The sequence below is a fragment of the Streptomyces sp. NPDC111507 genome (genome assembly GCF_055638955.1).
In genome coordinates this window covers 12,741-26,646 of record NZ_JBVKBU010000009.1, presented here as the reverse complement: position 1 = coordinate 26,646, position 13,906 = coordinate 12,741, and the positions used below count along the sequence as shown (strand labels likewise).

The 13,906-nt window shown below is 70.1% G+C and carries 8 protein-coding genes; 4 read left to right on the top strand and 4 right to left on the bottom strand.

The window, feature by feature from the left end:
- Positions 1-292 precede the first annotated feature (292 nt).
- Positions 293-2,602, top strand: a complete 2,310-nt coding sequence (locus ACZ7M2_RS31405; RefSeq protein ID WP_471598190.1) for a hypothetical protein — start codon at positions 293-295, stop codon at positions 2,600-2,602.
- An 89-nt stretch (positions 2,603-2,691) separates the two neighbouring features.
- Here the strand turns inward: ACZ7M2_RS31405 and ACZ7M2_RS31400 are convergent, their stop codons facing one another.
- Positions 2,692-3,180, bottom strand: a complete 489-nt coding sequence (locus tag ACZ7M2_RS31400; RefSeq protein WP_471598189.1) for a hypothetical protein — start codon at positions 3,178-3,180, stop codon at positions 2,692-2,694.
- A gap of 306 nt (positions 3,181-3,486) precedes the next feature.
- On the opposite strand from ACZ7M2_RS31400, the gene ACZ7M2_RS31395 reads away from it, so the two are divergent.
- Positions 3,487-6,495, top strand: a complete 3,009-nt coding sequence (locus ACZ7M2_RS31395) for a hypothetical protein (RefSeq protein ID WP_471598188.1) — start codon at positions 3,487-3,489, stop codon at positions 6,493-6,495.
- Positions 6,496-6,557: 62 nt separating this feature from the next.
- Here ACZ7M2_RS31395 and ACZ7M2_RS31390 read toward each other — a convergent pair whose 3' ends face one another.
- Complete coding sequence (locus ACZ7M2_RS31390; protein ID WP_471598187.1) at positions 6,558-7,652, bottom strand: zinc-dependent alcohol dehydrogenase family protein; 1,095 nt, start codon at positions 7,650-7,652, stop codon at positions 6,558-6,560.
- Between the two features lie 265 nt (positions 7,653-7,917).
- On the opposite strand from ACZ7M2_RS31390, the gene ACZ7M2_RS31385 reads away from it, so the two are divergent.
- Positions 7,918-8,505 (top strand): hypothetical protein, encoded by a 588-nt coding sequence (locus ACZ7M2_RS31385; RefSeq protein ID WP_471598186.1) that lies wholly within the window; start codon positions 7,918-7,920, stop codon positions 8,503-8,505.
- On the opposite strand, the gene ACZ7M2_RS31380 is transcribed toward ACZ7M2_RS31385, so the two are convergent.
- A complete protein-coding gene (locus ACZ7M2_RS31380) occupies positions 8,493-9,407 on the bottom strand; it encodes a TolB family protein (RefSeq protein ID WP_471598185.1) in 915 nt (304 codons plus the stop codon). The genes ACZ7M2_RS31385 and ACZ7M2_RS31380 overlap by 13 nt on opposite strands.
- Before the next feature lie 473 nt (positions 9,408-9,880).
- Here ACZ7M2_RS31380 and ACZ7M2_RS31375 point away from each other — a divergent pair, with 473 nt between their 5' ends.
- Entirely contained in the window at positions 9,881-10,423 is a 543-nt protein-coding gene (locus tag ACZ7M2_RS31375; RefSeq protein ID WP_471598184.1) for a DUF4232 domain-containing protein, read from the top strand.
- 259 nt (positions 10,424-10,682) lie between these two features.
- Here ACZ7M2_RS31375 and ACZ7M2_RS31370 read toward each other — a convergent pair whose 3' ends face one another.
- Positions 10,683-13,727 (bottom strand): FG-GAP-like repeat-containing protein, encoded by a 3,045-nt coding sequence (locus ACZ7M2_RS31370; protein ID WP_471598183.1) that lies wholly within the window; start codon positions 13,725-13,727, stop codon positions 10,683-10,685.
- Positions 13,728-13,906: the final 179 nt, after the last annotated feature.

Here is a 13,906-nt window from a genome sequence, read left to right as displayed (position 1 = left end):
CCACCACGCTCCGGCTTCCCTCGCGCTCATTGTCTGCTCGCCTGGACAAGATCGCCCCCTGAGACCGGGGCGGGAGGCCGTGGTCCAGGTCGGCACCATCGGCCTGTTCCGTCTCTTCGTTCCCCGCGGCACCCTCCGGTCCGCCGCCCCAATGTGCTGTGAGAACCCTCGACTTGGGAAGCGACGGCACGTGCGCCGCGGACCGGCTCCTGACCTTCACCCCCTGCCGGGACCCGGCCTTCCCCGTGCTAGGTTGCGCTCCTTGATCGTGAAGGTTATGTGGGGGCCTTTCATGAAACTGGTGCGCTTCTCGCCGCCGACCGCCGCGGCGCTGCTCCTGGGACTGACGACCGTCATCGGTCCCGGCGCGGTCGACGCGTACGCGGCGTCGGACGTACCGTTGCCGATCGCGCACTTCGCGCACATGGTCGTGGACGCTCCGCACGGACACCTGTTCATCAGCGGCGGCGCCGGCACCGACGGCATTCTCGTCACCGACCTGGACGGCGGGAACCCGACGATGATCGGCGGTGAGCCGGGGGCCACCGGTCTCGCCCTGTCCGGCGACGGATCCGCGCTGTACGCGGCTCTCCCGGACCAGGGCGCGATCGCGGCGATCAGCACGGAGAACCTGACCGAGTCGGCTCGCTACGGCACGGGCGCGGGCACCCGTCCGGACTCGCTGGCCATCGCCGGGGGCACTGTCTGGTTCGGGTACGGCACGGCAGGCGACGGCGGCATCGGGTCCGTCGACGAGTCCGGTACGGTCACTTTGCGGCAGGATTCCGGCAGTTGGCCGGCATCACCGACGCTGGCGACCACCCCGACACCCTCCGGCGTACTCGCGGCCGCCGTGCAGACGGGCGACACCTCCTCCTTCGTCACGTACCAGACCGAGGGTGGCGCGCTGACCCGGCAGGCCGCGAAGGCGCTGCCCGTCCCCGACCTGAGCGACTTCGCGGTCACGGCGGACGGGCTGCACCTGGCGGTCTCGTCCTGGTTGGGCGCGAGCGACGATCGGTACCGCACCTCGGATCTGGCGGTGGACGGGCGATTCGCCACGGTGGTGGGTCCCAGCGCTGTCGCCGTGGCCCCGGACGGCACCGTGGCCGGCGGCGAGAACTACTCCGCGTTCGAGACATTTCCGGAAACGGGCGAGGGCTCCTACGAGCAGTACGAATTCGGGTATCGGGTGAGGCTGGCCGTACACGGCCTCGTCTGGGCACCGGACGGGAGCCGGCTCTACGCCGTGGGCGTGGACGCCTCCGGGGGAGCACCGAGGCTCCGGACGGCTCGCAACACGGAAACCGCGTGGGTCCATCTCTACGGACGAGCGATGGCCACTCCGCTCGCCCCCGGTGAGGCCTACTCGTTCCGGGCGGGCTTCGATTCGCCCCTCAGCCTCGGCGCCGGAGAATCCATGATTCCGGGCGCCGTCCGGATCACCCGCTACGACGCCGCCGATCCGGACGGCGTGCTCGTCCCGGACCCGACGGCCACCCCGGCACGCGTGCCGTCCGACTTCTTCGGCTCCTACTACGTCTCCGGCACCGCTCCCCTCACCGGTCCACTGAGCTTCCGCGTCGACTACTCCGGAAGCGGCCACTACGGCCCGGCCGCCCAGACCTTCGACCTGCCCGTCGCGAAGTACGCGCCCACCATGACGGCGACCGCCCCCTCCACCGCCGGCCGAGCCGCGCCGACGACCGTCACCGGGCGTCTGACCTGGCCGCACGCGCATGTGAGGACCGGCGCGGTCCACGTCGTCAAGACCGACCTGGCACACCCCTCGGGCTACTCGGTGGGCACCGTGCCCCTCGCCGCCGACGGCAGCTTCGCCTTCCACGACACCCCGCAGGTCGGCGGTGCGAACACCTACGCCTTCAGCTACGACGGTGGCACGTCCTACCTACCGGTCACGGCGTCGGCGAAGGTACAGGTGTCCCGAGCCACGCCGGGCCTGAGCGTGGCGACCGACGCGAAGTCGTACCACTCCGCCGCGACCGTCAAGGTCACCGCGCACCTGGGGACCACGTACAACTCCCGTCTCGTGACGCTGTACGACCAGCCTGCGGGCAAGCCGCGGGCGCAGCTCAAGAGCGGCAAGGCTGACGCGCACGGGAACCTCGTCGCCTACTACAAGGTCACCCGCAACACCGTCTTCAGCGCGGCCTTCGCGGGTGACTACCACTACGGGCCGCGTACGACGACGACCACCGCGACCCTCACGCCGACGGTCCGGACGGAGACGCAGTGGCCGCTTGTGACCACCCGCATCGGATCCACCACCTACCAGGTCTTCTACAAGTCCGAAGTCAACATGGGCTTCAACCTCCAGGCCACTCCCCATCAGTCCGGTGGCTGCACGACGGTGTACCTCGAGCACTACTACTCGGGGGCCTGGCATCAGGCCACCTCACAGAGTTGCGTGCCCTTGTACGGCGACGGGTGGTACGGCTACGGCCGAGCCCTGAAGCTCTTCGCGAGCAACGACCGCTACCGGATCCGCGGCCACTACACCCCACCGGCCAAGGACGCACAGACCACCGGCGTATGGAGTCGGTGGACCTACCTCACGATCCGCCCCGGCAGCCCTTCATGAGGCCGAAGCCCTCGGGTCCGTCCCGCGGATCCGAGGGGTCCCGGGACACCGAATGACTCCGCACCCACCCCTCTGCGCCTTCTGACGCATCAGATGGCGTCGATCCGCCAGGCGATCACGCCGGTCGACCCCTTGGCGCCGTCGACATCGAGGCGTACCGGCTCGTGCACGGTGATCCGCTGCTGGACCACTGACCGATCGCACGGCACCTCGGTGTCCGTGCCGGTGCTCGCCGGTGTGAAGGTCAACCGCGCACTGCCACTGCCGACGCACACCAGGTTGAGCCGGTAGGTCCTGCCCTCACTCAGACTCGGCTCGGTGTGGACGCCGTCGATCACCCGCTCGGAGCCGGCCTCGACCATCTTCCCGCTGTGAACGGCGCCCAGGGCCGCCAGAGCCTGCTCGGTGAGCTTCTTCCCGGACGACCCGGTTGCCGCCCGCGACCCACGCGCAGCAGGCGACGAGAGATCTTTGGAGGCCTTGCCGTCACCGCTGCCGGACGTGCACGAGGTGAGCAGGATCGCTGACGCCGCCACGGCGCATCCGGCGAGCCATGCCCGCGGGTTCGAACAGGTCATGACGAGGCTTCCCCGTACTTCCAGCCGGTCTCGGACGTGGGCGGCGTCGCCGACCCATGAGCGGTCCCGACGCCACCACAGCTGTCACCGCCGGCGGAACGCTACCGCCTCCAGACCGGCTCGTACCCGAACAAACCCCAGACCAGGGTGGATTCGTCGCGCGGGCGCCGGCGCGGTCGCCTGCGCCGCGGGCTGTGCCCGACATCCCGAAGCCCTCGTTCGTGCGAAACAAGATCCCGCCGCTGGGCAGGGCGGACCTCTGTGTGAGAATCCCCGCCTTGACGTTCGAGTAGAGATCGGGCTGCCATGCCTTCCCACAGACGCCGCTTCCTCGCTGTCCCGGTGGCCGCCCTCACGGCGCTCGCCGTGGCGCAGGCCGTCACCCCTTTCTCGGCGGTCGCCGTGCCCGCGACGGACGTGGCGGCCACGCTGGCCGCGCGGACGACCTCCGCGCCCACCGCGGACGACATGTCCGGTTCCGGCCCAGCGGTCGTCTGGCGTCAGAAGACCTCCGCCGACACGTCGGCACACGGCTGGCTCGCCGTCTCCGGAGGCACCCCTCAGGACCTCGGCCGGCTCGCGGACGACGGCGAAACGGTGAACGTCGACGCGGTGTCCGTCCAGGACGGAGTGGTGGCCGTAGCCACCTCCGCCAACCCGAACGGTGCGCTCGCCGACCATGTCACGCTGCGCCACCTCGACTCCGGTGACGAGGACGTTCTTCCGGTCGCCTACGACAGTTCGGGAGCCGTAGGGGACGAGCGCTACCGCGGGCAGGCCGGCAACGGCATCCTCGTCCAGCAGAGCTACGACGACGCTTCCGGCCACCGGGTGCGCCTGGTGCTGCGCACACCCGACGGTGCGGACCGGACGCTGCTGTCCGACGACGAGCAGTACGAAGTCCTCGCCTCGGACGCACAGGGCGCCCTGGTGCTCCGGCGGACCGCGCCCGGCTGGGGCCACGAGATCGTGTACGTCGACTTCGCCACCGTCAGCGCGGTCACCGTGGCCGAGCCCTCGACCGACGAACTGCCGCAGGGCCTGGAGTTCACCCCCGGCCATGTCGGGGTCATCGACGGGGCGACCCTGACCGAGTGGCGGCGGTCGGCACCCGGGGACGGCCCGTCCACGGTCACCCTGCCCGTCAGCGGGGCGCGCTGGATCAGCGATGACACCCTCGCCTGGTACCAGTGGAGCGCGGCGGACGGATCGAACGAGCTGTTCGCGATGTCCAGGGACGGATCCACGCCGGCGAAGGACCTCGGCGGGACCTTCACCGACCTCGCGGTCGGCGACGACGGCAAGATGCGCGTGACGCTCTACCGGCCCGACGTGGACGCCGCGATCCAGACGCTCGCCGACGGCCGGGTCTCCACCGCCGCGGGTGAGGCCACCACGATCCCGGCCGGCCCCGCCAGGCTGGACGCGCTGGCGCTGTCCGGCGGTGCGCTCTACACGGCCGACGACTCCTCCCGGCGGCAGGGCGTCCTGCTCCGCTCGCGCCTGTCGGCCGGCCCGGCCGGGGCCTCGGCGGGCACGCCGTCCCGGGTCCTGGCCTACTCCGGCGGCCTGGTGCACCAGACCCTGGCCGCAGCCGGGGGACGGGTCCTGGTCGAGCAGGGCGGCGCCTACGAGCCGGGCCACTTCCAGGTGTACGAGGACGGCAAAGCGGTCGGCACCACGCTGGACTACAACGACGTCTCGGCGGTGTCCGTCGTGGACTTCGACGGTGAGCGGGTCCTGGTGTCGGACAAGACGACCGCGTCCGACGGCACGCTTCTCCTCCACACCTTCGCGGACGGGCACATGCAGCGAGTGCCTTCCGGCTCCGCGCTGAACGGCGGCGCCGTGTACTCCCCGGTGCGCAACGGCACCACGTCCACCTGGTCGATCCGCCGAACCGACCTGGCCACCGGCACCGCCACCACCGTCGCCACCGTGAACTGCCTTCCCGGCGGCCTCCAGGTGCGCGCCTCCCGGATCCTGCTGACCACCTGCGGGGCCGCCTCCACCACCGGCCTGCTGCTCAAGGAGGGCAGCTCGTCCGGCACCACCGTGGACGCCTCCGTCCACACGCCGATCCTCGGCGCGGACGTCCTCTACACGTTCACCAAGCCCTCGGACGGCGGCGCCATCACGCTGAACGCCCAGCCGCTGAGCGGGACGTCGACCACGGCCCAGCCCCTGTTCACCCTCCCGGGCAAGGCCGACTCCGCCGCCGCCGAACGCTGGGCGGTCGACCGTGACGCACCCTGGGCAGCCTGGATGGACGACGCCGGTGTCACCCACGTGACCTGGGCAGGCGTTCCCACCGCTGCCCCGGCCGCCGCCCCGGCCGGCTTCAGCCCCAACGGCGACGGCACGGCCGACACCTGGGCCCCCACCTGGACCTACAACCGGCCGGTGAGCTGGACGCTCACCCTCAAGTCCGGCACCACGCAGGTGCGTTCCCTGACCGGTACCGCCCCCGGCGGCAAGGTCGCACCGGTGTGGAACGGAACGACACAGACGGGCGGAGCGGCCACCGAGGGCGCGTACACCTGGACGCTGACCCTGCGTGACACGGTCACCGGCCGGGCGGCGGCCGACGTCACCGGCAAGGTGACCCTGCGCCGGGCCGCCCCTGCCGCCACCGTCACCGCGCCGACCGTCGCGAGCGTCGCGGCGACCACCGCGTCCGTGCCGGTCACCTGGTCGGCGAAGACCGCGGGCGTGAAGTCGTACGACATCGGCTGGCGCGTCGCCACCCGTGACAGCGCGGGTGTCTGGAAGCTCGGGCCGCTCCAGACCTGGCGCACCGGTACCACGGCCACCTCCGCGGTCTTCGGCAAGGCGGGCAGCCCCGTGAAACCGGTGGCCGGACTCACCTACCGCTTCTCCGTCCGCGCGCACGACGACGCCGGCCAGATCGGCGCCTGGAGCAAGGCGGCGACCACCGGCATCCCGGTCGACGACCGTGCGGCGGCACTGCGCTACACGGGCAGTTGGAAGTCGGTGGCGGCATCCGCCGCATGGTCGGGCACCGAACGTACCTCCGCCGCCAAGGGGGCGTACGTGTCCTTCTCGGCGGACGGCACCCAACTGCGCATAGTGGCGACCCGGAAGGCGAACGGCGGGCGCTTCGCGGTCGTGGTGGACGGAAAGACGGTCGGTACGGTGAACACCTACGCCGCGAAGACCGCGTACCGGCAAGTGGTGTTCACCCGCGCACTCGGCACCACGATCACGACCCACAAGGTGCAGTTGCGGATCCTCTCCGGCAGCACGCCCGGACGATCCACCGTCGCCCTGGACGCCGTGATGGTCACCCGCTGACCCGACCGCCCGGACCGTGAGCCGCCATGTACCGAAGGGAGGTCGAGCGGCCTGACCGAGCGTCAGCCCGCTCGATCTCCGAGCTGTCCTGCCGCGTCCTGCCCGTCGCCTTCGTCGCGGCCGTCTTCGAGGACGAAGAGCGGTTTCGCGCCATGTGCGGGTGCTTCGGCGAACGAGATGGCGTCAAGGAAGCGTTCGAGCGGGAACGGCTCGCCTTGGGGGATGCTCAGCACTTCATCAGCGACGAGACCGCGGACCTCGGACAGCGCGTGCAGCGCATCCGCGGGTGAGGTGGTGCCGAACCAGCGGTTCAGCCAGAAGCCACGGACTGCTTTGGTCTCGTAGATGACCGAGCGTGCCGACAGCGGGATCGTCAGCGCTGCCGGGTCGGTCTGCCGATGGGTGGAGAGCGCGCCGTAGACCACGAGCTCCCCTCCCGGAGCCAATGCCTGGGACACCTGGGCACCCACATGGCCCGCGACACAGTCGATGGCCTTGCGCACACCGGCCGGTTCTGCGATCTCGGCCACACGCTGCAACAGGTCCTCGTCCTCGGTGCAGATGACCTCGTCGCCGCCAAGCGCCTTGATCTCCTCGACGGCATCGCGCCGCCGCACGACATTGATCGTGCGTACACCCAGATGCCTGGCCAGCTGAATGACGAGCCGGCCGACGGTGGAGCCCGCGGCCGTCTGCAACAACCATTGGCCCGGCTGTACGTCGAGTTCGCGCGTCACCAGGAGCAGCGCGGTCAACGGGTTGACGGCGAGCTGACAGGCGCTGGAGTCGCTCAGATGACCGGGGACCGGCAGGAGCCTTCGCGTATCGGCGACCAGGTACTCCTGCCAAGTGCCGGCCACATGCGGTCCGGGTACCGCCGGGACGGCAACGGCCACCACGCGCTCGCCGATCTTCAGTCCCTCGGTATCCGGGCCCAGGGCCTCAACACGGCCCACGCATTCCATGTGACCCCCGACAGTGGGGAACTCGGGGGAGAAACCGTAGCGGCCGCGCAGCACGTGCAGATCACTGGCGTGAATCGGAGTCGCCTTCACGCGGATCAACGCCTGACCGGCTTCTGGCATGGGAACAGGACGGGATTCCAGCCGCAGGACATCGGCCGGCTCGCCGACCGTTCCGGCTACGAGCGCGCGCATGGATTGTGGCATGAGCGACCTTTCGTCCGTACGCACCGCACCCGAGAGCCCCTGGGGTCCCCTCCATCACGCTAAGCGCCACTGACAGGCTCTGCAATCCAGCCTCCGACGGTGTGCTGGGGTGGCTTCCCGGCACGGCATCGTGAGGTGCGGCAGCGGTGCGAGGAGGACACCGGGCCGGTACTGGGCCGGTTCATGGCCGACAACCGTCGCGGTGGCGCGGGCATTTGGTTCACCATGAGGTGTGCGATTCGATTCCGTTCCCATGCCGGCGACCGTCGAGGCCCGACCTCGTGACAGCCGTGGCTATCCCGTACCCGCCATCACCCCGTGGGAGGGCGACGAGCCCCAGTTCGCGATCACCGACTACGGGCGCAGCGCCGAGTGCGCGCGACAGCGTCTGTGTTCCGTCTGCAACACCCTGATGCCCAAGGGTCCGGTGTGGCGGGTGGTCGGTGCCGCGGAGAGTTCCGCGATCCACGAGGCGCTTGCCGCCGGGCGGCCGTACCGCAACATGGCGGCGACACTGGAAGGTCCTGGGCACCGCGCGTGCATGCTCTACGCCTCGATGGTCTGCCCGTACCTGGCTCGCCCCAACGCGCGCCGGGGGCTGACAGCGGAAAGCCCGGACGACATGACTGCGCATGTCGTCCGGGGTGCCGTCCGGGGGGAGCTGGGTGCCGTGGTGGGGTTCGGCGACTACGAGTTCGCCGTCACCCCGTCCCAGGTCCTGTTCCGTTTTCTCGATGTGGTCGAGTACCTGCCGCATGACACGGCCGACGAGCACCTGGCGGAGCTACGGGCCGAACTCACCTGCTCCGGCGGCAGGTTGGGTGGCGGTCAGCCGCGGTAGGCGGGCAGGCCGGTGTGCTGGGAGACCTTGACGGGCTTGCCGAAGCCGTGGGCGGTCTTGGTGACGGTGTACGTGCCGGTGGGAGCGCGGAAGGCGATGGTCTTGCCGTTGGGCGACCAGGTGGGCTCGGTGTAGTTGGTGGTGGCGCCGGGGGTGATGTCCTTGACGACGTTGGTGCTGCCGCCGAAGTTCTCGACGAAGAGGTGGTCGTGCCCGTGGACGGAGCGGACGAAGACGACCTCCTCGTTGTCGGGGGAGAGCGCGGGCTCGGAGCCCTTGGTCAGCGCGCCGCCCTGCTGACGCAGGTAGTCGTCGCGGATGTAGACCTCGCCGGTGTGGGTGTTCTCGTAGACGGCCGTGCCGTAGGCCCCGCCGACGTTGGGCCAGGCGTTGTCGGTCTGCGGGACGGCGCCGTCTCCCGCGTAGCCGTTCAGGCTGATCCTGGCCGGCTTGCCGTGGTTGCTGGTGGCCTTGACGCCTTCCAGAACGGTCTTGCCGTGGATCTTGGCGGCGAAGATGAGGTTGTTCTTCGCGGGGATCTGGTTCGTCCTGTCGGCCGCGGCGACCTGCCAGGTGGGGTGGGACCAGGTCTGCCCGCCCGGGTTGGCGGCGACGGTGACGCGGTGGCTGCCGTCGGGGTTGGAGACGACGAGGTTGCCGTGGCCGTCGATGAAGGCGGCCTTGCTGCCGCTGGGGTTCCAGGCCAGGTCACGGACTACGGTGCCGAAGTCGATCGACTTGCCGTTGACGACGACGTGGCGGGTGCCGTCGCTGACGGTCAGCCCCCTGGGCACGGTGACCGTCCGGGCGGACGCGGCTTCGGCCGTGCCGCACAGGGTGAGCAGTGCGGCGGCACCCGCGGTGATGACGGCTGCGGTGCTGCGACGGTTACGAGCGGACATCGAGGTTCCCCCAGGGAAGTGAATGACGCTGCGACGAGAGTGCGCGGGAACCGCCTGCCGTCCCCGGGACCTGAACCGGTCCGCTCGGCTTGCCGCCCTTCGCGATGAGAGGAGTCTTCCCACAGAGGGTGCTGGAGCTGTGCGCTCACTGTCACAGCTGTGCAATAGCGTGCAGATGAGATGAAGACAGCGGCCGCGAAGGACCTCGCGGACAGCCGCCTCGCCGATCGCGAACTTGGAAGAGGCCCGCCGCGCCCTCACCGCACCGACCACCCGCCTGAGCGTCTCCGAACTCGCCGCCCACGGGCAGTTCGCCGACAGCAGCCACTTCAGCCGGGTCTTCAAGCAGCGGGTTCTCCGGTACACCGAACCTCCCCCGGGCATCGCACATCTTCAGGTGTGCAGGCGCGCACTGACCTCGCGCGCCGGTTCGTATGAGAGCCGATTCGTATCAGAGGGGAACCCGAAACTTCATGAAGAGCAAGCTGACCGCCGTGGCCCTTGCAGCGATCGTCGTCGCCGGCACTGCCGCTACGGCCATCCCGGCCTCGGCCGCCCCCGCCAAGGCCGCACCGCCCCGCTGCCACACCGCCGACCTGAAGGCCGGCTTCGCCACGGGGGATGACGCGAAGCCGGAGATGGGGCAGACCACGAAGCAGACCCAGGCGTACATCTGGTTCACCAACCAGAGCAAGCACACCTGCACCCTGTCCGGCTTCGCCGGTGTCGACATGATCGGCGCCCAGAAGACCGACGGCACCTGGTCGCTGGCGCGCTCCTCCAAGAAGCCCGAGAAGATGACCCTGGAGCAGGGGGACACGGTGGACTTCAGCATCACCCTGCTCCCGGTGACCGGGTCCACGCCGCAGAAGGAGAAGTTCGTTCCGGCGAAGTTCCTGGTCACCCCGCCGAACGAGACGACGCACTTCACCCTGAAGTGGCCGTTCGGCGGCCAGATCCTCAAGCAGGACGGCGCCACCCACCCGGCTACCTACCTCAACCCGGTCGGGCTGTAACCAACTGGGCGGCCGCTGAACCTCCCCTCGGCGTCAGGCCGATGGGTTGCTCGGCCGCCCGCGGGCGCTGCCAAGAGCGCGCCACTGAGGCGACCCTCGCGACCACGGGCGGGGCCGAAAGCCCCGCCCGCTTCCGTCATGGCCGCGCCCGCACCGCCGACGCCCTCGCCCCGACCACCCTCCCGCCGGCCGCCGCCCCGCACGCCGCCGCCTTCGTGGTGCGACGGGTACTCCCTGGGACGCGACCTGTCACGGACGGTCAGTACAGGGCCTTGTAGCCCTGCCACCCAGCGGCGATCCCGGTGCGCGGACCGAAGGAGCCCTTGCCGTCGCCGTTGTTGCGCCACAGCTTGCCGGAGGTGTCGCGGGAGACGATGTCCGCCCTCCCGTCCCCGGTGATGTCGCCGGCGCCCACCACGACGTTGTAGGAGGCACCCCAGTTGTCGGCCACCTTGACCCGCGCCCTGAAGCCGCCGGTCGCCGTGCCCGCGTACCGCCACAGTTTGTTCGACGTGTCCTGCGCCAGCAGGTCTCCGTACCCGTCACCGTTGAGGTCGCCGACGCCGATGATCTTCTTGTAACCGGACCACTTGGAGAAGATCTTCACCCGTGCCGAGAGCTTTCCGCTGCTCGTGGCCTTGTACAGGTAGATGTCACCGGTGGACGCCTGGCGGGCGATCAGGTCCGCCCGGCCATCACCGGTGACATCGCCCGGTGAGGTCAGCACGTTGTACTGGTTCCAGCCCGACGTTCCCAGCGTGGTGTACGACGTGGAGGTCGTCAGGGCCTTGCCGCACCCCGGGCGGTACTCCCGCAGCGCACCGCTGCTGAACCGCACGAGCACGTCATTGCAGCGGTCCCCGTTCAGGTCTCCGAACGGCACCACCGTGATCGAGGCGGGCCATCCCGAAGCCGAGGTCTTCGTCGAGAACTTCCCGGCGCCGTCGCCCCGATGGAAGGAGAGTGCACCCTGGGAGGTGAGCGTGAGCAGGTCACCGACGCCGTCGGACCCGACATGGTCGCGTCTCACCGCGGCACCACCGGTCAGCTTCAGCGTGCCGGACGCCGTCGCCGACGCACCGTGCCGGTCGGCCGGGGCCACCGTCAGCGTCCAGCTGTACGTGCCGTTCGGCACATACGCGCCCGTCGACGTCCTGCCGTTCCAGGACGCATGGAACGCGTCGTGCGCGGTGCCGCCGGACAGGGTGCGCACGGTGGCCCCGGTCGCCTTGTTCCTGAGCACCAGCGTCCACGACGCGGCCGGCTTCGACAGCCACCACGTGCCGTCCCACGAGGACGACGAGTCCACCAGGCCGACCGAGGCGTCCGTCCTCGCTCCCAGGACCGCGAGGTCCGTGGCGGGGACGCCACTGCGCAGGACGTGGATGTCCTGGGAGGCCGGGTCCACGTAGCCGACCAGGCCGGTGTACGGATCGACGTCCCACTTTCCGGCCTTGGCCGCCAGGGTCCGGCTCACCGCGGAGCCGCTCGTGACGTCCGTGAGGGTCAGCGCTCCGGATGTGGAGTCACGCGTGACCAGGAAGCCGTCGCCCAGGCGCGGCTCTCCGCCGGTGGGCACGGCGACGAGCGCCTTCCTGCGGGTGTCGTACACGAAGGCCTTCCGCACGCTGCCCTGGGGAGAATCGCACGAGCCGGACCAGTACACCCAGCGTCCCACCGCCTGGAAGGCGCTCACACCACAGCCGCTGCCGACCATCCGGAACGACGTGATCGTGGTGCCCGAACGCACCTCCGTGGCCGTGACAGTGCCGTCCGCGGCCGCCGTCCACAGCGTTTCCCCCCACAGGGCGGAGGGGACCGCACCGGCCGCGCCCGTATGGGTGAGCACGATCTTCCGTGTGTCCAGATCCGCCACCACCAGGCCGTCTCCCGCGGGCGTGGGCCCATCCCAGGCCGCATACCGGCCCGCGACGTCCACGAGGCCGTGGTTGTCCCGGAGGCCCGAGGCCAACACGGTGCTGGGAAGGAACTGACCCCGGTCCAGGACGGAGACCTCTCCAGCCGTGTTCCGGATGACCGCCCGGCCGTCACCCGTACCCATCAGGTCGGGACAGCTCCCGTAGTCCCCGGCCATGACCCCGCACCTCTGGGTCGCTCCCCGGTCCGTGCGCGTGCCCGCCGTCAGAGCTCCCGCCGTGCCCAGCGAGCGGCTGTACAGGTGTGTCGCCCCGTCGCCGGACTCGTAGGTCATCAGCTCGCCGCCGCTCAGATCGAGTGACTCGATCCCGACGGGCACCGGCGGAAGGTCCACGATCCGGCGGACCCGGGGCAGACCGTCGGCCCCCGCATCGACCTTGGCGATGCCGTAGTCCAGAGAGGACTCCCCGCCGGCGAGGACGAGGCCGCCGTCGGGGGTCATGACGGTGGCGGGATCCGCCCGCTTGAACAGGGGCAGCTCCGCGGAGCCGTCGAAGGGCAGTGCTGACACACTCCAGACGGAGGAGCCGCTGCGCCGCGCGACGACGAGCGTGTCACCGGCGACGCCGAGGATCTTGTTCTCAGAGGTGTGGGGGAACGCGACCTCGTGAGCGGGCGCGTCGTAGGCACCCTTGGCGTACACCCGCACCCGGGACGTGCCGTACCAGCTCACCAGGTAGTCGGATCCCACCACGGTGTCCAGGTTCGCCACCAGGGGAGGCAAGTTCGTGGCGGCACCGGTCTCCGCATCCACCCAGGCGTACTGGAGGACCCGGTCCGGGCCGTAGTAGTTGACGAGGATGCCGGAGGCGGAACCCGTGGGAAAGAAGGGGAAGACCGTTCCGTCCGGGAGTCCGGTCACGGGCTTCTGCACCGTGCTGCCGTTCTCGTTGTGCAGCAGGAACAGCTGAGTTCGTTCCCCACCTGTCGACATACTGGTCAGGACAGTACGTCCGTACGTCTGCAGATAGCTCTGGCCCGCCGGGACGGCCACGGTCTCCGTCGTACCGGTTCCCATGTCCCGCAGCAGGACTTGCCCACCACTGCTCTGGGACGGGCGTAGCGCGACGACGTCCGAACCGGTGCCGTACGCACCCGCACTGCGCGGCCCGAGTCGCTCGCTACCTTCCACCGGCTTTCGGCTGCCGTCGTAGCCGGTCCACCAGAGACCGGAACCCTCGGCGGTGGAGCGGTACTCGAGGAAGCCGGAAGCTCCCGCGCTCTGCAGATACGCCGTGCGCGGAGCCGTGCGCATGGTGGCCGGAACGATGACCTCCGCTGCGGTATCCGCGTGCGCGGGCGCCACCAGCGGCACAGCGGACACAGAGAGCGCCAACCCGATGAACGTGACAAGGGAGCCACGCATGAAGGTACGACGAATCACTTGCTTCCCCTCCCCGACGGAGGGCCCCATCCCCCCGAACAAGCGGGCGGATACTAGCACTGGTTCACGACGAATGACCGCGGAAGATCCCCATCGGAAGCCAGGCCCCCGAACCCCCAGTTCAATGCCCTGGGGTTTCACATGGAGCGGGTGACGAGAAT